The sequence below is a fragment of the Xanthomonas sp. NCPPB 1132 genome, from assembly GCF_056629235.1.
In genome coordinates, this window is the sequence record NZ_CM152819.1 from 23,552 (window position 1) to 46,386 (window position 22,835).

A 22,835-nucleotide genomic window follows, 5' to 3' on the forward strand; every position below is an offset into this window, starting at 1 on the left:
AGTTGACTTTTCTCGAGGATAGCACTGACGGCCAAGCCGCGTTGGCGGGAGATCGAGCCGCAGCTGCACGGGTTTCCAAAGAGGTTGACAAGCTTTGTGCCACTTTGAAAGTGGCTATGGTGAACAATGACCTCTTGACCAACACGCCAATCGGGATGACGGCGGAGCAGGCCAACCAGATCAACAAAGACTTCTTCAAGAAGTTGCCCATCTACCAACAAACCAACGCATTGCAAATCGATGAGGCACTCAAGCTGACGGGGGCCGAGGCGCGGTGGCCTGCCGTGCTGAAGTCCGAGTCCAATCTCATCAACAGTATCCATGCTATCAACCAACCTGGCTTCAAGACCGTCAAGGGCGATGCGGCGCTCGGCAGGCAGTTACTGGGCGATTCGGTCGAACAGGCACAGTCAGGCGGGCGTCTGACACTTTCTGCGCCAGCGAGCGCGCGGGTCAACCAAGCATTTAACAGCAACGCCGCTGCACCGCATTCCCCCCCCTCGGCAGCACCGGTATCGGCTTCCATCGCAGCAGACTCGGACTCGTTAATTGCTCCTCGCTCAGTGCGCGGCTTCGCTACCGCCGAGCTTTTAGCTGGTAACCACTCCGCTGGCCAATTGCTGCGCGGCGCGGGCTTGCTCGCTAGCGCGGCTGATACCGCCATCACTGCGCGCCGTGCCGGCGAACTGTACAGCCAGGAAAATCCGCTTGCCGCCCAATCTGAGCTGACCCACTTCGCCGGCCGTAATCTTGGCGGCTGGGCCGGCGGCAGTACGGCAGCATATGCCTTGGGCACCTCTGGCGCCGGCCCCATGGTGTTGATCGCGGCCGATGCGTACTTCATGAGCAAGGCCGGCGAGAAGCTGGCCGATCTGTACGACAACCGTCAGATCTATCAACAGACCGACCGCGACGGTACGCATTGGTCCTTCGACGGCTACGCCTGGTCGCGCCAGGGCATGGTCGACGGCACCAACGATGGCGCCAGCAATCCTGTTCCTACGTCCATCGTTGCCAGCTACGACAAGGCGCGCGAACTGAACTACCTTGCGACCAACGCCGCAGCGGCGCTGGCCCTGAGGGATGCACCGAAGCCAGAAGATCCCTGCATCCTGCCAGCCAACGACAGTGACCGTCCTAGCCTTTCGCCGGCGAGCTGGAAGCGAGACCCCACCGATGGCCAATGGCATCGCCTGGCCAAGATCGGTGTTTCCGGGGAGAACAATCGCGGCATCTACGCGGAAGAGACAGCATTGCCACCCCGCGTGGCGGAACTGGAGGCCGAGGCGGCGGCCGTCGTTGCCCGCAATCTCGCCAACAGCCCTGGAGCAATCGCAGCGCGCTACGAGCTGGCCTACCACCGTAGTGGCTGGGCAGCAGAGGGGTGGCCGATGTCGGAGGCTGTGCGAGCCTCGTTGCCCGATCCCGATGCATTGACTGCCTCCGATGGCAAGCAGTACCACCGTGAAGCAGATGGTCAGTGGACCCGCAACGGCGCACCGGCCGATAGCAATCGCGCGCTTGAATTGAACACCGCGCGCGTCCTGCTGCAGTCGGCGCTGGTCGAGCATGCCCAGGCCATTGCTGCATTCCCCCAGTCACCTCCGTCGCCGCAAGACCTGCAACGCGAGGAGACTCTCTATCGCTACCGTATCGTTGGAACCGAGTTGAAGCCCGAGTGGCGCGAGGCGATCGACTTGGCCACCCAGCGCACGCGCGAGGCGCAAGGGCTCTCCGGCGATGGCGCGCTGCAGCTGCAGCGCGGCCCCGGTGGGGTGTTCGGTGCCGACAGTCCGATCGCCCACCTCCAGCGCGGCGCCGATGGGGTAGATCGCATCGCAGCCGTCACCAGCACCGAGGACATCTGGCAGGCACTGCAAGAGGTGCGGGCGCACCAGCCAGTCCAGCCATCCTCGGACATGCCTACGCCGCGGCTGGCGTCGACCGCGCGCACCTCCGACGGGTCGGCCGACTCGGACGGCGCGTCCTCCAACTCGTCTTCCAGCCCGCAGCATGCGCTCGACATGCAGGCGCAGACCCAGGCGGCCAGCGCTGCGCAGCAACGCCAGGAGCGCGAACAGCAGGAGCGCCAGGTCCAGGAGCAGCAGGCCGGGCAAGCCCGCGAGCACGCGCTGGCGCAGGCGTCCCACGAGGAACAAGCGCATGCGGCCCAGGCGCTGGAGGCGCATGCCACGCTCGATCGGCAAAGCCAGGAGTTGCAGGGGCGCGAACAGCAGGAACGCCAGACTCAGGAAATCCAGCAGCGCGGGCGGGAACGGCACCAAGCCGAGGATGCCGTGCTGTCGACGCAGGAGCAGCGACGGGCTCAGGAAGCCCAGCAGCGCGGGCAGGAACAGCGACAGCTCCAGACTGTCCAGCCGCGCACTCAGGAGTCATTTGACGTACAGGAACGCTACGCCCAAGACGCCGGCGAGCAGGCGGCGCCGTCTCGGCAGCCCCGGGAAGCCGAGATACCCCAGCAAACGACGCAGGAACACTGGGGCCAAGAAGGCCGCACACAAGATGCGCAGCGTCCGGCAGCGCCAGAGATCGCGCACGCGTCAGCCGCGCAAACCACTGATGCGCAGGTGCCGTCTGCTCCCTATCCGCCGAGTGCGCAAGCGTCGGCCATGCGCAAAGATGCGCCACTGCAACGACGTGACGAGCCCTTGGAAACGCAAGTGCAGGAGCACCGCGCCCAGGTAACGGAGGCAGCGTCGGGTGCGTCGGTAGCCATGCAGCTCCCTGCGGAGCGCACCGAGGACCAGCACACACTTGCGCCCTCTGTGTCGCCATCGGACATGCATGCGGCTGACGATGTACTGGCGCACGCGTCCTCCTCAGGGGCGCGTGGTGCCAGCCGCGCAAGTGACGAGATCGGAGGCGAAGAAACGGCACGCGAGCAGCGCCGTGATGCGCCAGCGGATGGTCAGGATGCGCATGCCACTCCTGCGCCCCAGAGAGCCGAAACCTGGGAAGAGACGCTGCAAACGATGCGTGCGCTACGGATACAACTCGAAAAAGATCTCCAGCAGGAAGAACGCCTGGAGCAGGAAAGACAGCAGCGGCGAGAGCGCGGAGACGGCGATACCCTCGCAGACCTCGATGTCCCCCATCAGCAGGATGCGTACGTGCCTGTACCAAACGAGTATGCGGCGTTCGAGCCACAGCCCGCAACCGCGCGCCGCGATGCCGCTTCTGCTGCGGGGCAAAGGCCCGGCGAGCCGGACGATCCCCAGTTGTCCCAGCGCAAGGAGATCACTGGCGACCGTGATGTGGACGATCTACTGCATGCCATCGATTCCAAGAACGACGCGGCCATCGAGCAGGCCTTGAACCGGATCTCGAACAGTCCCCTCACCCATGCCCTGCTGCAACAGGGCCATGAGCATCTGGAGGCCAAGGCCATGCAGGAAGCAACGGAACAGGTCACGGCGATGCAGTCGCTGGGATTGGATACTTCGGCCGAGGTGCAGACCAGCCGTGGCCCGGTGATGGTAATGACCCTGCCGCAGTTCGCCAGCGGGCCGATGATGCAAGGTGGCGCACCGGGAGGGGGCGGCGGCGGCGGTGATGCAGGAGGCGGCGGCGGTGGAGGCAGTGGCGGCGGCGGTGGTGGGGGAGGAGGAGGCGGTGGCGGCGGGTAATCGCAGCCCGATCCTGCGGTGAATGGAATTTTCAAGAGGGACACGATGGATACGCCAGGCACGCACGCGCTACCGGAAAGCGGAACTTCCAACGAGGCGCTGCAAGAAACGATCAAGGCCATGGCGGCATTGATCGCAACGATGCAAGTACGGGAACAAAGCCTGCAAGACCAGATCTCCCGGCAGCTGCAGGTACTCAATGGAGCGGTCGGCAATGCCGACCGGAGCGTCAATCGCGTGGTGGAGAACGCGCTGCCGCGGCTGACGCAATTGACGCAACAGGCGCTCTCGGTGGCGCTGGATCCGGCGGCCGAGCGATTCGATCGTGCGCTGACCGCTGCGAACCAGACGCTGCAGCAGGCCACCCAGCGCTACGCGCAAGCGCAGCAATCCCTGGAAGCCACGGCCATGCGCCGCATGTGGATGGGCTCCATTGCCATGCTGGCGGCGGCCGTCATGGGATTGTGCGGGGTGGGGTATGTGCTCTACAGCGCCAAGGCGACGCTGGCCGAGGCGGAACAGCGCCGGGCCGAAATCGCGTATCTGGATCGCGTTGCACGGGCCGACCTGGTGCCATGCGGTGAAGACCGGCTCTGCGCCGACTTCGAGAAGAAGGGGTCGCGCTACGGCGACCATGGTCAATATCGGGTCATCACGCTTCGCCAGTCCGCTGCGCATTGAGCCTGCACCGAGTCCCCGATTTGTCCAGTTTCGTAGACGCAGTGACCAGGGTGGTGCTTGCTGGTGGAGTCTATCGGGGAGTAGCTTGGCGGTGCCGCAAATGCGAACCTCAAGGAGATGGGACATGGACCGCGCCCCTCGCTACCTTTTGCGCGCCGCTATGCTATCTGCAGCGATCGCGAGCACATGTGTCACTGCGGCGGAGCCGCCGCCTCCGGTCGGGCACGTTGTCCAAGGACTCGGCGAACGCGTCCATGCAGGCGCCAAGAACGTCAGTCTCTCGCCGCACTTCAAGGTCTATACGTTCACGCAGGACGGCGTGAAGTACGTGCAGATCAATTCGGTGCAGGACGAGGTGCTAACGGCGCTCATCGTGACGCCAGGTGTCCAACAGCAGTTGCCGATCGGGTCCGCCGCCGGAACGCCCGTGGTCTTCGTCGATTCCCCAAAGCAGCCCTGAGACAGGCAGGCCGCCTCCTGCATTGCCAACGATTTGCACAGGGGTCACTCTGCACTAGACCACCGCTTCACGCTTGGGACTTGTCGACCGTTCCCCATTCCAGACCACGTACCTTGGGCTGGCCTGAAACGCAGGCGAAGCTCCCCCTGACGGGGACAAGGACGAGTCATGAAAATGAAGAAGACGGGCGCGCTGGTCCATATCACGCTGGCTGGTGTATTGCTGGCTGGCGCCAGCGTGGCTCACGCGTGCTGCCCGGATGGCGGCCACGGATCACCCGCGGCGGCTGCAGGCCTCGGCGAAAGCTTGCCGAAAGCTCGCAACCTGGCGCTGGATCCGGCATGGCGCATCTACGAGTTTGAGCGCGACGGCGTGACCTACCTGCAGATCAATGATGTGCCGGGGACGGTACGGGCTGCTGTGGGCAGGATCAACGACACAGTGTGGGTGCTGCCCATGGGCGCGGATGTGACGCGCGTGACCTTGCCTGCGAAGGCGGCCAGCGCCAAGGGGGCGGTGGTGTACCAGACGTCGAGTTTCGTCGTGCGCGTGGTCCCGGGCAGTATTGGCAACGCTTGGGAAATCAGGGCCGCAGACTGATTCCCTCGCCGACCGATTCGGACACGAGAAAACTGAGGCTGTAGGCATGGCGGCGCCGGCAGGTGCCGCCATGCGTTTTGAGCCGGGCCGCGAGTTCCCAGTCCGCATCAGGATTGCCGCGCCGCACGGGATCGAGCAAGGATGCATCCGCGATCACGTTGACGGCGATTCCCTGCCTGGATCCTACCCGCCATACCCTGCCCCGCAGCAAGTGCTTGCGGGCGGGCGGCAGGGTCTCGACCACGTTTAGCACGCAACGATAAGCGACAAGCTGCAGGCCGAGCGACAAGTGCCTGGGATTGCCCTGGAGGCGGCACTGGAACTCGGTACTGCACAGGTTGCTGCACGCAACCGATTGCAGGATGTCGTACAGGCCCTGTGTCTCGATGCCCAAGGGATAGAGGGCAGTGACGTATTCGTCGAGCAACCTTGCCTGGATCAGGCCGGTGCGCGTCATTTCCATAGCCGCGGCATGCTGGCCCCTAGATCGCAGGTAGGCCACGATGTCCCTGCGCAGCTTGTTGACGTGCACATTGATGTCGGTGTATTCGACCACGCGTTGTCGAAGGGCGCGCTCGGCCTGCAAGTAACTGGCCTGCGCGAATTGCAGGGCTTCCTCGCGGGCATGTCCGAGGCGCTGTGCGCGTTCGAAGGCAATGGAAAGGCGCGAGCCGAACACGAAGAGTCCCGTGGCGGCTGCCGCAAGCAGCACCTGCACCCGAAACGCGTCGGCGTGGTACGCGGCCAGCGTCATCGCATCGGGCAGCATGATCCCGATGGCGACGTTGGCCAGGACGATCCCGATCGCCGCTCCGCGCCACCCGTGCAGCAGTGTCAGCACGATCGAGGGAAGGATCATCAAGAACATCAGCAACTGGTGAGAGAGGCGGTCTTCGGTCAGACCCGCCACCAGGAACAGGGCCGCGACCACGCTCATGCCCAGGATGCCGTCCCGGAGTAAGTTGCGAGGAGCCGCCCCGCGATCCTTACGCCGCAGCCACAGGATGGCAGGTAGGGAGAACATCAACATGCCGAGGTAATCGCCTAGCCAGTAGCGCGTCAAAGCCTCCAGTGGCGTCAGGGCCGTGTAACCCTTGAACAGGGCGTTCAACGCCATGTTGCAAAGCGTGCTCCACAGCGCCAGCACCAGCGAGACGGGCAGCAGCAGGTATTCCTGGTCCAGCAACCGCGGCAGGTGGCGCCGCGCGGTATGCACCATCAGCGCAACGCAGGGCATCAATAGGAAGGGGCTCAGATACGCCCACAGCGGATTGGCGCCTTGCTCCCGAGCCATCGGCACGCGGATCATCAGCAAGGCGGCTGCGTCGCCGGCCAGCAGGTAAGGCCACAACCGGTACGGCAGGAACAGCAGCGTCGCCACCCGCAGCCCCGCGGGCAGATACCATTGATCCACGGAACAGCGCCAGGCCACTAGGAATGCGGCGCAGTAGGCCGCGCTCAGCAAGGCTCCATTGGCGATATTCTTTGCAGCGGCCATTCGACCATCCGTGGCGTGTCAGAACCACTGTACAAGTCGTGCGTGCTTCAGGAGTAGACATTTCGGGCTTCCCAACTTGTACAACTCATTAGGTTGACGGAATGCGATAGTGCACTTCGAGGTGCATGCGGCTACGCCCAGCGCCCTCCGGCTTTGTTCGTACAGCTCGTGGATCAGACCAAGCAGGCACTGGCTGGCAGGCGCTGGGCAAACTCCTGCTCAGCCGTGGTCGCACTGGTCGACACCCGCAGGCAGTGGCACATCAGTCGTACCGAGAACTCTTGGCGGTAACGTTCGATCAACTGAAACCTCAGGATGATCCGTTGGCAAAGAGCGTCGCCGCTTCTCGCAGAAAATCCCACTTGGCCCAGCTGGCGCTTCAGGCGCGCCAGTTCGCCGTCTCGAGGCATGTCTGTTCCGCTGAAGGCCACCTGGCCCTCGCTCTGGGCCTCCCGCTTCCAACGGTCAGCAAGTTCTCCCGAATCCCCAGTCCTCAAGCCACTCGGCTACAACTGATACCCGGCTGACTGGCCGCTCAACCGCACCGCGCTTGAACTCAGGTCGAACTTCCTTCGCTTCGACATGAACACTTCTTATAGCCTCGATCGGCCTTCTCGCAAGCGCAGAAAAAATGGGCTGGACCAGTTTTGTCAGTTCCCCAAAGTAGCTCACGCGGGTGACGTAGTCCGGCGATCTCTCCGCTAAAATCGGATACACAGGGGCCGAGGGAAAATTCGAAATGTCTGGATATTTCAAAGTGTCGATGCAGGCGGCAAAGGCCATCGCCGAGGTAAGTGATGGTCCAGATCTGCTGGCTGGATATATGACTCTATCGGCATACGCGTACGGCCCGAAGCGGGAGCTTACTGCCGCCGGCGCAAAGTCGATTCGCCTAACAACCGGATGCTCCGACTTCCGTTCCAAGAAGGTACTGAAGCGGCTTCTTTCCTTTGATGTTGACCACGAACTTCCTCGAGGTCTGATAGCAGCTACGGGACGCAAGAAGGCCAATGCAGACGAGTACAGGATTGAGCGATGGGACGGTGAGTTTGCCTACCTCCCGTCCCTCCTCATTGAGCGCCATCCCGACTACGGATCACATCTTGGCCAGCTAATGCAGCTGGATCAGCCCGAGTCGGCGATCAAAGACGCAATCCTCGTGCTTCTCCATGTATACACAGCCACCGACTACGCGAGGTGGTTCGGATGCCCGCCCGACACCATGCCCTATAAAGAGTGGGATCAGTCCGGATATGCTGGCCAGGACTTTGAGCTCGGCTATCAAGGGGACGTGGGCGCGCTTCAGCTTTGGCTGGTAGCCGAAAGGGAAGGTGAGCCTTGGCGCGTGCCGATTCGAGTGGTAGCTGGCCTCTTTGGGAATGATTCTGAGGCAAGTATTGGGAGGTTCTGGAAAGCCTGGGAATGTCTAATCCAAGCAGGTTGCCTCGTCACTGTCTTGTCAGTTCAATCTGGAGATCGCGCTTACCCTCTTTGGGTGTACTCCAAGGCGTATCGTGAATCCTTGGCTGAGACCCATGGAATCGTTTCGGACCTGGGTAGAGAGGCGCACCTCGCGGCGTGCGCTAGTGGGCTTGATCCTGACAACCTAGTAATTCGTTATGCAGTCGACGAAATGGGAGGGGTCGGTTCAGGTCTGTTCTACTGCTTCGGAAAATCACCGAAAGTTCGCACTATCGTGGCGCCTCGCTTACACGCGCCAACTCCTATAAACCTCGATGGATTGAGGGAGGCATCAGCAGTGACTCGGAACATCTCCCGAGAAATCAGGGCTGCACGCCGCGCCGACCGTGAGGCGTATGCCGATTAGATCGCTACTTCCATGACACTTCCATGACCTTCCATGTTATTTCCAAGAACACAGGAGGCGAAGCAAAAGCCGGGAATCTCCCCAAAAGAGAAGAGAGGCGAGACTACTGTAGAGCCGCCAATGCGCCGATGACTACTTCTCCGAGTTGGAACGTTGGCAAATGAAGCGTAAAGACCACGATGATCAAGATCCTTTCCACCGGAACGCAATCAATTTGGCTGAAGCTCTGCATGTTCGAGTGAGCTAGACTTCCAGATTATGAAAACTTGAACATGACCCAGTCCAACCGGGTCGCTTAGGGCGACCAGTTGTTCATCTCGCTATGGACGCCGAATCGCTTCGAGTCATTCAATACCGTTGTTCCGCATCTCGGGAGCAGAACTACCGCTTCCGTGCATTGCTTTCCGCGACTGTGCCCACCTCTCTTCGGGTGGACTTTGCCAGGTGTGCTATCGACCTGGCGCTGGAGCACCACTCGGCCTTCATACGCTTGGTAGAGGTGGGTGCGACGTCCCCCCAGTTTTGAGTAGCACGGCGATTTGGAGTCCAATCCCCAACGAGACGGAGATTGGACGTGAAGAAGCGCTTTTCCGAAGAGCAGATCATCGGCTTTCTGCGTGAGGCCGAAGCCGGCGTGGCGGTGAAGGACCTGTGCCGGCGGCACGGGTTCAGCGAGGCGTCCTACTACCTGTGGCGCAGCAAGTTCGGCGGCATGAGCGTGCCGGAGGCCAAGCGGCTCAAGGAGCTGGAGGCGGAGAACACGCGGCTGAAGAAGCTGCTGGCCGAGCAGCTGTTCGAGAACGACGTCATCAAGGATGCCCTGCGAAAAAAGTGGTGACCGCACCGGCGCGCAGGATGCTGGTGCGGCAGCTGATGGAGCGCGGGCTCACGGAGCGACGGGCTCTGGCCGTGGTGCGGATGAGCGCCAGCGCGCTGCGCTACGTCCCGCGTCCGGATCGCAACGTCGAGCTGCGCGAGCGGATCCTGGCGCTGGCGCAGCGGCACAAGCGCTACGGCGTCGGGATGATCTATCTGAAACTGCGGCAGGAGCAGTGGCCGGTGAACTACAAGCGGGTGGAACGGCTGTATCAGGAGGCCAGGTTGCAGGTGCGCCGGCGCAAGCGGAAGAAGGTGCTGCTGGGCGAGCGCCAGCCGTTGCTTCGGCCTGAAGCCGCCAACCAGGTCTGGTCGATGGACTTCGTGTTCGACCGCACCGCCGAGGGCCGGGTGCTCAAGGCCCTGACCATCGTCGACGATGCCACGCACGAGGCAGTGGCGATCGAGGTGGAGCGGGCCATCTCTGGTCACGGCGTGGCCCGGGTGCTGGATCGGCTGGCGCTGACACGGGGTCTGCCGCAGGTGATCCGCACCGACAACGGCAAGGAGTTCTGCGGCAAGACGATGGTGACGTGGGCCCACGAGCGCGGTGTGCAGCTGCGCTTGATCCAGCCAGGCAAGCCGAACCAGAACGCCTACATCGAGAGCTTCAACGGCCGCCTGCGCGACGAATGCCTCAACGAGCACTGGTTCCCGACGCTGCTGCACGCCCGCACCGAGATCGAGACCTGGCGACGGGAATACAACGAGGAGCGACCGAAGAAGATCTTGGGCGGCCTGCCCCCGGCCGCCTATGCCCAACAGCTAGCAGCCAAAGCCGCTACGATGAAACCCGGACTCTAAAGAGCCCCGCTACTGAAAGCGGGGGGACGTCGGGTGAATACGGATCAGCGGCAGCCTTGCTTCGCCCAATCCTGGAAGCCTCCACCATCGGCTATTGGTTCACCTATGTTGCGCCGTTGGAGACGATCCAGGGCTTGGCCGCGGACGGGCAGGACAGCCCCGTCGAGGACGTTCCTATGCTGCGTGATATGGCAAATGCACTACTGCCCATCTTTCCACCAATCCAGGGTCTGGTGGAAGGATTCAAGAAGGGCGGGGCAGCCAAATGGCTGCACAAATACGCCCACGGCGGAACACCCCAACTCAATCGCCGTATGGGGTCCGGTTGGCAAGAGGGCGAGGTGGTGCTGGGACTGATTCGAGCTGATCTATTCTGCGTGCTCGCTGGCTGCTTGGAGACCGTGCTGGCTCCCAACCCAGCACTGACGGACTACGGATTCTCGCGGCGGGACGAGTTGGCAGAAGAGACTCGGGCGAAGTTCAGTCTACCAGCGATTGATCCACAGCCCCACGCATTACCATCATCAAAATTCCTGGACGCGGAACGATGGGCTTCACGATGAGTACGAAAGGGGAGCCTGATGCATCTCACCCAGACGCGGACCTGGAGGCCCTTATTGCTCAGGCGCATGCGATTACTGAGCGCTGGGGGCGAAAGCACGATTTTTGGCATCACACCGGCCACAAGGATCCGTTGAAGCACTACGATTCTGAGCCAGGCGACGGAGAACCAATCACACTGCTGTGGTCCGAGGGCATGGTGGGGCAGTGCCTCAATTGGGGAGGGGATGAGTCAGAGGAGCTCTACCAAGAACTGGAGAAGATTGGGGTGTATCTGGAGCTCCAGGACACGGTGACAGCACACTACTACCTAATCGATGACGAATCCGACCTTCAGCGAAGGTTTGACCAGTGGGCGCAGTGGAAATGGACGTGTCGGTTGATTGAAGCGGACACCGCAGACATCTCTGGCGAGATCTACGCCTATTTCGAGAGACATCCGGAAGACTTCCATCGCCTCCCTCACCGCGTATTCGAAGAGCTGATCAGCAGCATCTTTGCGGCAAGAGGTTGGAAGACCCGTATTGGCCCCGGGTCAGGAGACGAGTGGGTAGATGTCCGTGTGTGGCAAGAATCCCCGCTGGGGGAGAGCTTGACCCTCATCCAGGCAAAGCGTTATGCCCAAACTAACCCCATAGGCTTGGAAGCAGTCGCAGCGCTGGAGGCCCATTCGCGAAGGGAAGGCGCCAGCGGCTTGTTCATCACCACCTCGCGTTATCTGCCGGGAACCAGGGACTGGGCATCACGTGAAAAGGTGTTGACGCTGGCGGACAAGATGGATCTCCAAGCATGGTGCCGTGAAGCCTCTCAAATTGCGATGAAAGAACGTGCCCATGCGTTTGCTTTGGAATCGTTGCAACCACTGCTCCAATCCATCAGGGAAGGGGCTGCCTACGACCGGTTGGTGGCCTGCAGTGAGAGGGCATCGTTTTGTGTTGTGCTCAAAGAGACGCCCACTGCCGCACTGTTAGCTCATATCCCGTCCGTGCAGACCGTTGGGGACTTGAACGATGGTGCCAACATGACTGTGTTGACCGGTGAACTGATCGAAGGTATGCCCGGGGGCCCAGTCTTCCGTGCTTTCAGAAAGGTCCATGACGGCTGGGTTTCCTACTGGGGAAGGAATCGCCTCTATGCGTCTTGGGACGGCCGACCCCTTCGAATCTACACGTCGGATTGAGTACAGAACCGACGCCTCATGGACACATAGTCGGCGCAGCGTAGTCCTGACTGTTCCCGTATTCCCGCTCCAAGTCGAAAACTCCGAAGCCGACGCAAACGCCTCAGCAGCGTGGCAGGTGCTGGCGACATTGCTGGCACTGCAGGTGGAGCAGGAGCGGGGGCGGCGGTCGGGGGCAGAGGCATCATGTCTGACTCTTGAGATCCCTCGGAGCTGCGTCCATCAGAAAAGTTCTAGCTGCGGGGTTTCCAGTCGAGGCGGGCGAAACTGGCTGGTGTCTAGCCTTGGCATCCTGCCGAATCCAAGCCGGCGGTGTGCAGAGGCGAATCGCTGCGCGATGAGTTGCGCGAATGGGCCTTCGCCAACCATGCGTTTGCCGAAGCTGCTGTCGTAGTCCTTGCCGCCGCGCATTTGTTGGATGAGGCTCATGACATGCTTGGCTCGGTCCGGGTAGTGCAACTCGAGCCATTCGCGCCAGAGTTGAGTAAGCTCATGCGGCAAGCGCAGCAAAACATATCCAGCTGAGCGCGCGCCGTGTGCCCGGGCTGCTTCCAAGATGTGCTCAAGCTCCCTGTCGTTGATCATTGGAATTACTGGCGCAACCAAGACGCCCACAGGGACGCCGGCCTCATGCAGCGCCTGCATCGCGCGCAGCCGGGCATGCGGGGCGGCTGCACGCGGTTCCATCTTCGCCGCCAAGCGATTGTCCAGAGTCGTCACCGAGAAGTGCACGGATACCAGATTGTGTTGCGCCATTGAGGCCAGCACATCGATGTCGCGCTCGATTAGTGCCGCCTTCGTGACAAAGCTGACCGGATGCCGCGCGTCAGCTAGGACCTCAAGACATGCCCGCGAAATGCCATAACGCCGCTCGGCCGGCTGATAGGCGTCGGTGTTGATGCCAAGCGCAATAGGAGAGCACACATAGGACGTGCGAGCGATCTCTGCGCGAAGCAATGCCGCGGCGTTAGACTTGGAGAAAATCCGCGTTTCGAAATCCAAGCCCGGCGATAGATCCAGGTAGGCATGTGATGGCCGAGCGAAGCAGTAGACACACCCGTGCTCACAGCCCCTGTATGGGTTCACAGATTGTGAGAATCCTACGTCCGGCGAGCTGTTGCGACTGATGATGCTCCTCGCGGTCTCCTCCGCCACAATCGTTTTGGGTCGGGCGGGGGACTCGACATCGGGTTCAGATGATCCCCAGCCGTCATCGATCTCGACGGAAGTGGTAACTGCGAATCGACCAGGCACGTACAACGTGGTACCTCGGCCTTTGATGACTGTCCGCGAGCTTCTGACATCTCGATCGGCAAGATCATCGGTCGCTTCCGCAGAGTAGCTCTTCTTCCTCATGCTGTTAGTATTAATGCTAACAGCGCCTGTTGCAATCGCTCTCCGTGAAGCTGAACAGCCAGCAGACCACTTGAAGATCATCCGCCTGTTCGTGTGGGGGCGCAAACCGCTAGCTAGGCAGCCAGCTCTCACTACTTCGACTGCGTTACCCATTGGTGGTAGCCGACAAAACCCACTTACGGTTGAAGTTGGCGGCCTCTAAGATCCCAGTACACAGTGGTCGAAAGCCAAAAAACGAACACTTCTCCCTGCTCATAAATTGTTGCTGCAGCTACTGCTTCGCCCGCCCCAGCCACGCCTATCTGAATCTGTCGCCGGGGCTGGACTTCGAGACGCGGCTGTTTGCCAAGACCAATGCCCCGGAGCTGTTGCGCCGCGAGCTGGCCAAGCCCGGCTATGTGCCCAGCCCGATCGCGCTGGGCATCAACACCGACGCCTACCAGCCGATCGAGCGCAAGCTGCAGCTGACCCGGCGCCTGATCGAGGTCTTCGCCGAGACCCGCCATCCGTTCTCGCTGATCACCAAGAACGCGCTGGTCGAGCGCGACCTGGACCTGCTGGCGCCGCTGGCCCGCGACAACCTGGTCAGCGTGCACTTCTCGGTGACCTCGCTGGACCCGCGGCTGTCGGCCAGGCTGGAGCCGCGCGCCTCGGCGCCGCACGCGCGGCTGCGCGCGATGCGCAACCTGCATGAGGCCGGTGTCCCGGTCGGAGTGATGGTGGCGCCGGTGATCCCGTGGATCAACGACCATGCGCTGGAAGCGGTGCTGGAAGCGGCCCGCGAGGCTGGCGCCGAGTCCGCCGGCTACGTGCTGCTGCGCCTGCCGCATGAAGTGGCGCCGCTGTTCCGCGATTGGTTGCAGGCGCACCATCCCGACCGCGCCGCGCACGTGATGAGCACGGTGCAGCAACTGCGCGGCGGCAAGGACTACGACAGCACCTTCGGCAAGCGCATGCGCGGCGAAGGCGTCTACGCGGACCTGCTGGCGCGGCGCTTCGCCCTGGCGCACAAGCGGCTGGGCTATGCCGAGTCCCCGCGCCGCCGCCTGGACTGCAGCCACTTCGTCAAACCGCTACCGCCGCGCCCGCCGTCGCCGCAGGGGGTGTTGTTTTGAGCGGGGATTCGGGATTGGGGATTCGGGATTCGTAAAAACGGCTTTCTTGGCAGTTTGGTTGCAGAGGCTGCGTCCGGCCGCGCCATGCCGCTCTTGCGAATCCCCATTCCCCATTCCCTATTCCCTGCCGTAAAGCGCCTGGGCCGACTGGAACAGGATCCAGCTCGTGGCGATGAACTTGTCGCCGCGCTGCGGACGGTTGCCGCGGTGGGTGTGGGTGAAGGCGGTCGGGGCAATCAGCAGGCTGCCGGCGCGCGGGGCGATCTTGCGGCGCTGGAACAGGAACTCGGTCTCGCCTTCGTCGAAATCGTCGTTGAGGTACAGGGTCCACAACAGGTGCCGGTGCAGGGTCTCGGCGCTGGGGTCGCGCGGGTACAGCTCGCAGTGCCAATACGGATAGCCGCCCTCGCCCGCCTCGTACCACTGCAGGTTGATCGCGCCCGGGCGCAGGCAGGTGCGCGCGAGGTTGGACAGCGCCGCGTCGTCGAGCAGGGCGAAGTCCTCGGCACCAAGCCGGTGCGGCTGGCCGTCGGCACCGGGCACCTGCAGCATCAGCGGCGAGATCAGGGTCTGCGGGTACTTGCGCAGATAGCCGAGCAATCCGCCGAACACCGCCTGCTGCAGCCGTTGTTCCACATCGCGCCACGGCTCCAGGCCGCTGATGCGCAGGTCGCGGCTGCGCTTGAGCTCGGGAAACACGCCGCTGCCGACCTCGCCGGGCCGCAGTTGGGTGCTGCCGCGCAGGCGCCGCAGGATGGCGGCGCAGTCCTCGCGGGACATGGCGCCCTCGAACACTTCGATGAAATCGGGATGCGTGTCGGACATCGCGCGACCTTACCAGCGATTTCGTGGGGTTGCAGCCGCAGCGAAGCGGCCTCGAGCAGTGGATGTCGTCGGCCAGCGGACTGCATCCCCGCAGCGGCACGTACGGACTAGGCCTGCGGGCGGCGAAATCGGCGACGCCGGCATCCATCCCGCCTTCAACCGCGCGGCCATGCGTCAGCGGAACACGCACTGCCGTGGCTGATGCCTAGCGCGTGTCGGCCGGCGCTGGATTGCCGCGGATCGCGATGCCAAGCAGGGCAAGCCACACTGCCAGCGCCAGCAGGGTGGGCAGTTCGAAGCGACTGGAGTTGTACAGGGTGAAACTCCGGGCGGCGAAGAACAACAGCGTCCACAGCGCCAGGTTGATCAGCACGATGCGCTTTCGCCAGCGATGGCGGGTGAACAGCGCGATGACGGTGGGCATCAGCGCGACCGGTGCGGTGGCGAAGAAGAACAGCACGACAAGGGTCTGGTTCATGGGTTTCCTCCTGCCTGGTACGGCCTGGTGCACCTGACGACGGGCAGCGATCGGCGCACTCCGCGCATGCCCCGGACCGCCGCTACCCTGGCACAGTCCAGCCTTCGCGCAGCGTCCGCCGCCTACCCACTCATCATGGCGGCGCGATCGACGCAGATGGGCCGGGTCTCTTTGCATAAGGGCACGTACGGATGTCGGGATCGGTGCGGGCGGCTGCCAACGGCGTGTCTTCGGCAGCGCTAGAAGTAACCGCCCTGCGCTTCCTGCCAGATCCGGTAGCCCTCGAGCTCTTCCTCGGTCACCGAGGACTGTTGAACGAAATGAAGATCCCAACCCGCGAAAGACGCTCTGGAAATCGGAAGGTGGCCCATGCCCAGTGGCTCGTCATCGCGTCGATTGTCGCCAGCGAGATACAGCGTGGACGCGTCGACTGCCTTGGGCGGCACTGGGTAGACGTTGCTGTAGACGCGCACATGCACGCCATCCGCGTCCAGCTTGAGAATCTTGAGCAGCACATACCCACCCTCCGGCCGACTGGTCGCGTAGAGACCTCCCTCCCGCCACGCGTCGGCCGCCACTGGCGAAGCAGCGACAAACAATGCAAACAGAGCGGCAAGCCATCGTTTGAACATGGTCGGTCTCCTGATACTTGAACGCCCGCAACTGCACGGAATGACGGTGTTCACTGCGCGACGGGGTCGCCCAGCGTCTCACAAGTTTCGGTGCCGCTGACGCAATCGATGTGTATCGAAGCCACCGCTCCGCTCGCGCCTGGCCTGGAGTGCCTCGGTGCCACCATGCATCAGGCGAGCGCCGACGCGACGCCTTGCGCGGAGCAGAGCAACGCCAGTTCACACCGCGCGATCCAATCCAATCCGAGGCGCGGGCTGGGTCGTTTCCTGCCCGCGCCATCGGCCGCTGTGTCGCTCAGGCGTTCGCCGCGTCGTGTTCCAGGTGATACCGCACCGCCTCGGCCACCTCGTTCTTCGAGCCCAGGAACACCGGCACGCGCTGGTGCAGCTGTTCCGGCTGCAGGCCGAGGATGCGTGCGCGGCCGGTGCTGGCGGCGCCGCCGGCCTGCTCCACCAGCATGCCCATCGGGTTGGCTTCGTACATCAGCCGCAGCTTGCCGGCCTTGCCCGGGTCCTTCTTGTCCCAGGGATAGATGAAGATGCCGCCGCGGGTGAGGATGCGGTGCACGTCGGCGACCATGCTGGCGATCCAGCGCATGTTGAAGTTCTTGCCGCGCACGCCCTCGCTGCCGGCCAGCAGGTCGGCCACGTACTGCTGCATCGGCGCTTCCCAGTGGCGCTGGTTGGACATGTTGATCGCGAACTCGGCGGTGTCCTCGGGGATGCGCATGTCGGCCTGGGTCAGCAGGAAGCTGCCTTCCTCGCGCTCGAGGGTGAAGGCGTGGGTGCCGTGGCCCAGGGTCAGCACCAGCATCGTGCTGGGGCCGTAGATGCAGTAGCCGGCGGCGACCTGCGCGGTGCCCGGCTGCAGGAAGTGTTCATCGCCGGGCTTGTCGGTGCCTGGGGGCGCGCGCAGTACCGAGAAGATGGTGCCGACCGAGACGTTGACGTCGATGTTGGAGCTGCCGTCCAGCGGATCGAACAGCAGCAGGAAATCGCCGCTGGGGTACTTGTCGGGCACCGGCTGGCAGTGGTCCATTTCTTCCGAGGCGCAGGCGGCGAGGTGGCCGCCCCAGGCGTTGGCTTCGAGCAGGATGTCGTTGCTCAGCACGTCCAGCTTCTTCTGCGCCTCACCCTGCACGTTGCCGGTGCCGGCATCGCCGAGCACGCCGCCCAGGGCGCCCTTGCTGACCGCGATGGAAATGCGCTTGCAGGCGCGGGACACGATCGTGATGAGCTGGCGCAGTTCCGGGCCGATACGCCCGGCATGCTGTTCTTCGATCAGGAAGCGGGTCAGCGACGTTCGCGACATGGGTAGGACGGCCTTGCGTGAGAAAGGGGACCGCCATTGTCGCGGGTTGCGCCGTAGATTTCGATCAACGGCGTTCCACGATCCTTTCCGCGCTTGCAGACGCGGCCGCCCCGCAGGCACAAAAAAAGCCGGAAGCGCAGGCGCTTCCGGCCTCGGTGCGGGACCGCGGGGACTCAGCCCTTGTGCACGGTCGCCACGGCTTGTGTCACGTAGTCCAGGTTCTTCTGGCTCAGCGCGGCCACGCAGATGCGGCCGGTGCCGACCGCGTAGATGCCGAACTCCTCGCGCAGCCGGTCCACCTGCGCCTTGCTCAGGCCCGAGTAGGAGAACATGCCGGCCTGCTGCTGGATGAAGCCGAACTCCGGCGCGCCCAGGGCGGCGAGCTTCTGCACCATGCCGGCGCGCAGGGCATGGATGCGCTCGCGCATCTCGGTCAGCTCCTGCTCCCACATCGCGCGCAGTTCCGGGCTGTTGAGCACCCCGGCGACCAGCGCAGCGCCGTGCGTGGACGGGCTGGAGTAGATGGTGCGGATGATGCGCTTGACCTGCGACTGCACCGCCTTGCTCTCGGCGGCGTTGGCCGAGACCACCGACAGCGCGCCGACGCGCTCGCCGTACAGCGAGAACGACTTGGAGTAGGAACTGGCGACCACGTAGTTGTCGATGCCGACCTCGGCCAGCAGGCGCACCGCGTAGGCGTCGGCGTCGATGCCCTTGTCGAAGCCCTGGTAGGCGATGTCCACGAACGGGAACAGATTGCGTTCCTTCAGCAGCTCGGCCACGGTGCGCCACTGCGCCTGGCTCAGGTCGGCGCCGGTCGGGTTGTGGCAGCAGGCATGCAGCAGCACCACGCTGCCGGGGGCGAGCGCGCGCAGGTCGGCGAGCATGCCGTCGAAGTTCAGGCCGTGGCTGGCCGGATCGAAATAGGTGTAGTCGACCACGTCGAAGCCGGCGGCGGTGAACACCGCGCGGTGGTTCTCCCAGCTCGGGTTGCTGATGGCGATGGTCGAGGTGGACAGCAGCTTCTTCAGCAGGTCCGCGCCCACGCGCAGCGCGCCGCTGCCGCCGACGGTCTGCGAGGTGGCGACACGGCCGGCGGCCAGCAGCGGCGACTCGGCGCCGAACAGCAGTTTCTGCGTGGCCAGGTCGTAGGCGGGCAGGCCGTCGATCGGCAGGTAGCCGCGCGGCTTGGCTTCCTGCGCCAGCTGCTGCTCGATCTGCTGCACGGCGCGCAGCAGCGGAATGCGGCCGTTTTCGTCGTAGTAGATGCCCACGCCCAGGTTGACCTTGGTCGGGCGGGAGTCGGCGTTGTAGGCCTCGGTCAGGCCCAGGATCGGGTCGCCTGGGACCTGTTCCACGTTTGCAAAGAAGGACACGGCGGTACTCGTTCGGTGGCGGAGGTGGGGGCCGGAAGGACCGGAGCCGGCGCGGTCAAACACCTCATCCTAACAAACGCTGCCGCGCTTGGCCGGTGCGGCCGGGCGGCAGTTGGGCGATGATGGGCCATGTCTTCTTCCCTGCCCTCCGCCCTGCTCTGCGGGGCCTGCGCCCTGGCGCTGTCGTCTCTGGTCCACGCCGCTCCTGGCGAGGAGCCGGCCACCACCCTGCCCGCCTTGCAGGTCCAGGCCGCCCGCGTCGGCGGCGTGGCCGATTTCGACCTGCCGGCGTCGCTGACCACCACCGGCCTGGGCGACAGCGACCGCCTCGGCATACAGACGTCCGAGGCGCTGGTCGGGGTGCCCGGCCTGCTCGCGCGCGATCGCCAGAACTATGCGCAGGACACCCAGCTGTCGATCCGCGGCTTCGGCGCGCGCTCGGCGTTCGGCGTGCGCGGCGTGCGCCTGCTGCTGGACGGCATCCCGGCGACGATGCCGGACGGCCAGGGCCAGTTGTCCAACTTCAACCTGTTCGGCAGCGAGCGGGTCGAGGTACTGCGCGGGCCGTTCTCGGCGCTGTACGGCAATTCCTCCGGCGGCGTGGTGCAGCTGTGGAGCGCCGACGGCCAGCCGGACGATCCGTGGCGGCTGCGCAGCGCGATCGGCAGCCACGGCACCGCCGCCCTCAGCGCCCAGGCGCTGGGCCAGCAAGGCGAGGTCCACTACAACCTGGCCGCCACCCATTTCAGCACCGACGGCTACCGCGACCACAGCCACGCCCAGCGCACCACCTTCAACGCCAAGATCGGCATCGACCTGGCGCCGGGGCGGCGCCTGGACCTGCTGCTCAACGCGCTGGAGGCGCCCGATGCGCAGGATCCGCTGGGCCTGAGCCGCGCCCAGGCCGCTGCCGACCCGCGCCAGGCCACCGCCGCGGCCAGCCAGTTCGATACCCGCAAGTCCACCCGCCAGGTGCAGGCCGGCGCCATCTTCACCCAGCAGGTGGACCAGCAGACCTGGCGCCTGATGGGCTACGCCGGGCGCCGCGACGTCACCCAATACCTCTCGGTGCCGGTGAGCGCGCAGAGCAACCCGCTCAACGCCGGCGGCGTGATCGACCTGGATGGCGACTACGGCGGCCTTGACGCGCGCTGGGCCTGGCAGGGCCAGCTGGCCGGACGCCCGTTCCAGTTCACCGTCGGCGCCAATGCCGACCGCCAGCAACAGCACCGCACCGGCTACGAGAACTTCGTCGGCAGCACGCTCGGAGTGAAGGGGCCGCTGCGCCGCGACCAGCAGGACCGGGTGGAGAACGTGGACCAGTTCGCCCAGGCCTGGTGGCAGTTCGCCGCGCGCTGGTCGCTGCTCGCCGGCCTGCGCCACAGCCAGGTGCGGTTCCGTTCGGACGATGCCTATATCGTCGGCCGCAACCCCGACGACAGCGGCCGCACCGACTATGCCGCGACCACCCCGGTGGCCGGGCTGGTGTTCCGCGTCACCGACGACCTGCGGCTCTACACCTCGGCCGGGCGCGGCTTCGAGACCCCGACCTTCAACGAGCTGGGCTACCGCCGTGACGGCGGCGCCGGCCTGGCCCTGGACCTGGCCGCCGCGCGCAGCCAGAACCTGGAACTGGGCGCGAAGTGGCGCAACGCCGCCGGCGCCAGCTGGGACGCGGCGCTGTTCCGCGCCAGCACCGACGACGAACTGGCGGTGGCCAGCAACACCAACGGCCGCAGCACTTACCGCAACATTGGCCGCACTCGCCGCCAGGGCGCCGAGACCAGCCTGACCCTGCCGCTGGGCGACAGCGCACAACTGCAACTGGCCTACACCTGGCTGCAGGCGACGGTGCGCCAGGCCTACCTGACCTGCGCCAGCAGCGGCTGCGCGACGCCCACCGCGGTGGTGGCCGCCGGCACGCGCCTGCCCGGCGTGCCGCAGCAGCAACTGTTCGCGCGCTGGCAGTGGCAGCCGCGCGCCTGGCAGTTCGCGGTCGAGGGCGTGGCCGCTGGCGACACCGTGGTCAACGACCTGGCCAGCGAGGCCGCGCCCGGCTACGCCCTGCTCAACCTGGAAGCGGCGCGGCGCTGGACCACCGCGCACGGCACCCTACGCACCTTCGCGCGCATCGACAACGCGTTCGACCGCCGCTACATCGGCTCGGTCATCGTCAACGACGGCAATGGCCGTTACTACGAGCCGGGGCCGGATCGCAGCTATACGGTCGGGTTGCAGTGGGACTTGCCGCACTGAGTTGGCCTTAGGAGGGGAGCATCTACCAGCTTCATCCCAGCGCGGAGCTGTGCCGGCATTTCCGTGATCGCCCCTACCAGGGGGCGGCACCATGGGACGCGGAGTTCCTGTTCGTCGGCCTCGATGCGAACTACGCGGCCGACATCGCATCGCGCCCGGTGTTAGTGCAGGTGCTGGACTACCATCGCGATGGCGTCGGCTTCTGGCAGCGGCACGGCGTGCACCATCCGTTCCTGCTGCCGCAGTACCGTGGCGGCGGTCGCCGCTACCACCGCAATTTCGCACGCCTGGGCTTTCTTCCGCAGGATGCGGGGCAGGTCTGCTTTGTCGAGTTGCTGCATGTGCCGACCGTCGGGCGCAGCAATCTGGTGGTGGCGGATCTGGATCTTGACCATTTGCGCATGATCGACGCCGCCATGCGTGGCGGTCGCGCACGCCACGTGTTCATGCCGGCCACCGTCGTGCGCGTGCTGCGTGCAACCCACCTGTTTTCCTGGCTGCCGGCGCGCCCGAGTGCAGGCGATCCATTGCCGCTGCTGTTCGCCGATGCGAAGCGACGGATCTACCAGTCTCTGCATCTATCCAACTACGGCAAGTTCCAGGCGCAGCTCGATCACGAGGCGGACGCGGTGGCAGGCCTGCTGCGGCAGCGCCGGGAGCGCATGCCCTGACCTGTCCGCGGGCCTTGCGACACACCGTGGCATGCGCGCTTCACAAGCCGCCGCCGGCGACGCTTAGACGCAGGGAAGGCAGCGCCGCATGGATGGCCCATGCAGGCGTCGATGTCGCGGAGGGAATGTCGTGGAAGACAAGCTCGACCGGTTGCTGAGCGACGTCGCCCGGCTCAAGCAGGCGCTGCAGACGCGGAAAACCCCGGCCGAGCGTGCGTTCCGGCTCCTGGAGAAGATGCTGGCGCCGTTGGCGATGGCGGTGTTGGCCTTCTACGGCAATGCCGCCGCGGACAAGATTTCCGCAGGCCAGTTGGCGCTGGCGAAGCTCAGCGTGGAAGACAAGAACAGGGAATTTGCGCGCTCGTTGCAGAGCAAGTACGTGGAACTCTTCTACGCCGACATCACCTCGGGCGATCCGGTGCGGCAAGGCCACGCGCTGGGCCTGCTGCGCCTGATGGATCCACCGCTGGCGCTGCAACTGGCGGCGTTCGTCGCGTCCAGTCCCACGGCGCCGCCGGCGCTCAAGGCGCAGGCCGAAGCCACCGGCCGGCAGCTCCGGCGCGAACCCCGCGCGCCACTGCGGCCGATGCAGCGGCCGTCCACGGCGGTGGCAGCGCCGTCGGCACCGGCACGGCCGCGATGAGCCAGGCCGATGATGCTCCTTGGTCCTGAAAGAACC

18 protein-coding genes and 2 pseudogenes are annotated in these 22,835 nt (G+C 64.5%); 12 read left to right on the top strand and 8 right to left on the bottom strand.

What is annotated here, in order from left to right; genetic code table 11:
• Positions 1-116: 116 nt before the first annotated feature.
• The 4 genes from AC1G9L_RS00120 (at position 117) to AC1G9L_RS00135 (ending at position 5,388) form a co-directional block, all read left to right on the top strand.
• The gene (locus AC1G9L_RS00120; protein ID WP_481071218.1) at positions 117-3,647 is read left to right on the top strand and encodes a coiled-coil domain-containing protein; all 3,531 of its coding nucleotides are present in this window, start codon (positions 117-119) and stop codon (positions 3,645-3,647) included.
• Positions 3,648-3,692: 45 nt separating this feature from the next.
• Entirely contained in the window at positions 3,693-4,328 is a 636-nt protein-coding gene (locus AC1G9L_RS00125) for a hypothetical protein (RefSeq protein ID WP_481069915.1), read from the top strand.
• 124 nt (positions 4,329-4,452) lie between these two features.
• Positions 4,453-4,788 carry a hypothetical protein gene (locus AC1G9L_RS00130; protein ID WP_019799654.1) on the top strand — a complete coding sequence of 112 codons (336 nt, stop codon included), beginning with the start codon at positions 4,453-4,455 and terminating at the stop codon, positions 4,786-4,788.
• A gap of 168 nt (positions 4,789-4,956) precedes the next feature.
• Positions 4,957-5,388 (top strand): hypothetical protein, encoded by a 432-nt coding sequence (locus tag AC1G9L_RS00135; protein WP_019799653.1) that lies wholly within the window; start codon positions 4,957-4,959, stop codon positions 5,386-5,388.
• On the opposite strand, the gene AC1G9L_RS00140 is transcribed toward AC1G9L_RS00135, so the two are convergent.
• Together AC1G9L_RS00140 and AC1G9L_RS00145 are read right to left on the bottom strand one after the other, a co-directional pair.
• Positions 5,372-6,886: an MASE1 domain-containing protein gene (locus AC1G9L_RS00140; RefSeq protein WP_481069916.1), complete on the bottom strand. Its 1,515-nt coding sequence runs from the start codon at positions 6,884-6,886 to the stop codon at positions 5,372-5,374. The genes AC1G9L_RS00135 and AC1G9L_RS00140 overlap by 17 nt on opposite strands.
• Positions 6,887-7,071: 185 nt before the next feature.
• Positions 7,072-7,470: pseudogene (locus tag AC1G9L_RS00145) on the bottom strand (transposase); the annotation flags it as partial.
• Positions 7,471-7,625: 155 nt separating this feature from the next.
• Between AC1G9L_RS00145 and AC1G9L_RS00150 the strand changes: the two are divergent.
• From AC1G9L_RS00150 to AC1G9L_RS00165, 4 genes are all read left to right on the top strand, one after another.
• Positions 7,626-8,714, top strand: coding sequence for a hypothetical protein (locus AC1G9L_RS00150; protein WP_481069917.1), 1,089 nt, complete (start codon positions 7,626-7,628; stop codon positions 8,712-8,714).
• Positions 8,715-9,288: 574 nt separating this feature from the next.
• Positions 9,289-10,394 (top strand): IS3 family transposase gene (locus AC1G9L_RS00155; RefSeq protein ID WP_481069175.1). Its coding sequence is split into 2 segments (ribosomal slippage): positions 9,289-9,547 and positions 9,547-10,394, totalling 1,107 coding nucleotides; the frame shifts between segments, so codons are not numbered across the junction.
• A gap of 56 nt (positions 10,395-10,450) precedes the next feature.
• The gene (locus AC1G9L_RS00160; protein WP_481069918.1) at positions 10,451-10,957 is read left to right on the top strand and encodes a DUF6988 family protein; all 507 of its coding nucleotides are present in this window, start codon (positions 10,451-10,453) and stop codon (positions 10,955-10,957) included.
• The gene (locus tag AC1G9L_RS00165) at positions 10,954-12,135 is read left to right on the top strand and encodes a restriction endonuclease (RefSeq protein WP_481069919.1); all 1,182 of its coding nucleotides are present in this window, start codon (positions 10,954-10,956) and stop codon (positions 12,133-12,135) included. Before AC1G9L_RS00160 ends, AC1G9L_RS00165 begins: the two co-directional genes overlap by 4 nt.
• Before the next feature lie 222 nt (positions 12,136-12,357).
• Here AC1G9L_RS00165 and AC1G9L_RS00170 read toward each other — a convergent pair whose 3' ends face one another.
• Positions 12,358-13,491 (bottom strand): PA0069 family radical SAM protein, encoded by a 1,134-nt coding sequence (locus tag AC1G9L_RS00170; protein ID WP_481071220.1) that lies wholly within the window; start codon positions 13,489-13,491, stop codon positions 12,358-12,360.
• A gap of 266 nt (positions 13,492-13,757) precedes the next feature.
• Here AC1G9L_RS00170 and AC1G9L_RS00175 point away from each other — a divergent pair.
• A pseudogene (locus AC1G9L_RS00175) lies at positions 13,758-14,606 on the top strand (PA0069 family radical SAM protein); the annotation flags it as partial.
• A 117-nt stretch (positions 14,607-14,723) separates the two neighbouring features.
• Here the strand turns inward: AC1G9L_RS00175 and AC1G9L_RS00180 are convergent.
• The 5 genes from AC1G9L_RS00180 to AC1G9L_RS00200 all read right to left on the bottom strand — a co-directional run bounded on the left by AC1G9L_RS00180 (position 14,724) and on the right by AC1G9L_RS00200 (position 19,229).
• Complete coding sequence (locus tag AC1G9L_RS00180) at positions 14,724-15,431, bottom strand: 2OG-Fe(II) oxygenase (RefSeq protein ID WP_010340659.1); 708 nt, start codon at positions 15,429-15,431, stop codon at positions 14,724-14,726.
• A 205-nt stretch (positions 15,432-15,636) separates the two neighbouring features.
• Positions 15,637-15,909 (bottom strand): hypothetical protein, encoded by a 273-nt coding sequence (locus tag AC1G9L_RS00185; RefSeq protein ID WP_019799074.1) that lies wholly within the window; start codon positions 15,907-15,909, stop codon positions 15,637-15,639.
• Between the two features lie 239 nt (positions 15,910-16,148).
• Complete coding sequence (locus tag AC1G9L_RS00190; protein WP_481069920.1) at positions 16,149-16,541, bottom strand: hypothetical protein; 393 nt, start codon at positions 16,539-16,541, stop codon at positions 16,149-16,151.
• A 295-nt stretch (positions 16,542-16,836) separates the two neighbouring features.
• Positions 16,837-17,853 (bottom strand): class 1 fructose-bisphosphatase, encoded by a 1,017-nt coding sequence (locus AC1G9L_RS00195; RefSeq protein ID WP_019799076.1) that lies wholly within the window; start codon positions 17,851-17,853, stop codon positions 16,837-16,839.
• A 173-nt stretch (positions 17,854-18,026) separates the two neighbouring features.
• Positions 18,027-19,229 carry an amino acid aminotransferase gene (locus tag AC1G9L_RS00200; RefSeq protein WP_010340653.1) on the bottom strand — a complete coding sequence of 401 codons (1,203 nt, stop codon included), beginning with the start codon at positions 19,227-19,229 and terminating at the stop codon, positions 18,027-18,029.
• A 129-nt stretch (positions 19,230-19,358) separates the two neighbouring features.
• Here AC1G9L_RS00200 and AC1G9L_RS00205 point away from each other — a divergent pair, with 129 nt between their 5' ends.
• The 3 genes from AC1G9L_RS00205 (at position 19,359) to AC1G9L_RS00215 (ending at position 22,799) form a co-directional block, all read left to right on the top strand.
• Positions 19,359-21,485, top strand: a complete 2,127-nt coding sequence (locus AC1G9L_RS00205) for a TonB-dependent receptor family protein (RefSeq protein WP_481069921.1) — start codon at positions 19,359-19,361, stop codon at positions 21,483-21,485.
• Between the two features lie 164 nt (positions 21,486-21,649).
• Positions 21,650-22,156 carry a hypothetical protein gene (locus AC1G9L_RS00210; protein ID WP_019799079.1) on the top strand — a complete coding sequence of 169 codons (507 nt, stop codon included), beginning with the start codon at positions 21,650-21,652 and terminating at the stop codon, positions 22,154-22,156.
• A 130-nt stretch (positions 22,157-22,286) separates the two neighbouring features.
• Entirely contained in the window at positions 22,287-22,799 is a 513-nt protein-coding gene (locus AC1G9L_RS00215) for a hypothetical protein (RefSeq protein WP_481069922.1), read from the top strand.
• Positions 22,800-22,835: the final 36 nt, after the last annotated feature.

What these genes read in the sequence shown, in the direction of transcription:
- AC1G9L_RS00165 (WP_481069919.1), top strand. Translation starts at nt 10,954, where the DNA reads ATGAGTACGAAAGGGGAGCCTGATGCATCTCACCCAGACGCGGACCTG.
- AC1G9L_RS00125 (WP_481069915.1), top strand. Translation starts at nt 3,693, where the DNA reads ATGGATACGCCAGGCACGCACGCGCTACCGGAAAGCGGAACTTCCAAC.
- AC1G9L_RS00130 (WP_019799654.1), top strand. Translation starts at nt 4,453, where the DNA reads ATGGACCGCGCCCCTCGCTACCTTTTGCGCGCCGCTATGCTATCTGCA.
- AC1G9L_RS00190 (WP_481069920.1), bottom strand. Translation starts at nt 16,541, where the DNA reads ATGTTCAAACGATGGCTTGCCGCTCTGTTTGCATTGTTTGTCGCTGCT.
- AC1G9L_RS00120 (WP_481071218.1), top strand. Translation starts at nt 117, where the DNA reads ATGGTGAACAATGACCTCTTGACCAACACGCCAATCGGGATGACGGCG.
- AC1G9L_RS00140 (WP_481069916.1), bottom strand. Translation starts at nt 6,886, where the DNA reads ATGGCCGCTGCAAAGAATATCGCCAATGGAGCCTTGCTGAGCGCGGCC.
- AC1G9L_RS00170 (WP_481071220.1), bottom strand. Translation starts at nt 13,491, where the DNA reads ATGAGGAAGAAGAGCTACTCTGCGGAAGCGACCGATGATCTTGCCGAT.
- AC1G9L_RS00185 (WP_019799074.1), bottom strand. Translation starts at nt 15,909, where the DNA reads ATGAACCAGACCCTTGTCGTGCTGTTCTTCTTCGCCACCGCACCGGTC.
- AC1G9L_RS00195 (WP_019799076.1), bottom strand. Translation starts at nt 17,853, where the DNA reads ATGTCGCGAACGTCGCTGACCCGCTTCCTGATCGAAGAACAGCATGCC.
- AC1G9L_RS00205 (WP_481069921.1), top strand. Translation starts at nt 19,359, where the DNA reads ATGTCTTCTTCCCTGCCCTCCGCCCTGCTCTGCGGGGCCTGCGCCCTG.
- AC1G9L_RS00180 (WP_010340659.1), bottom strand. Translation starts at nt 15,431, where the DNA reads ATGTCCGACACGCATCCCGATTTCATCGAAGTGTTCGAGGGCGCCATG.
- AC1G9L_RS00135 (WP_019799653.1), top strand. Translation starts at nt 4,957, where the DNA reads ATGAAAATGAAGAAGACGGGCGCGCTGGTCCATATCACGCTGGCTGGT.
- AC1G9L_RS00150 (WP_481069917.1), top strand. Translation starts at nt 7,626, where the DNA reads ATGTCTGGATATTTCAAAGTGTCGATGCAGGCGGCAAAGGCCATCGCC.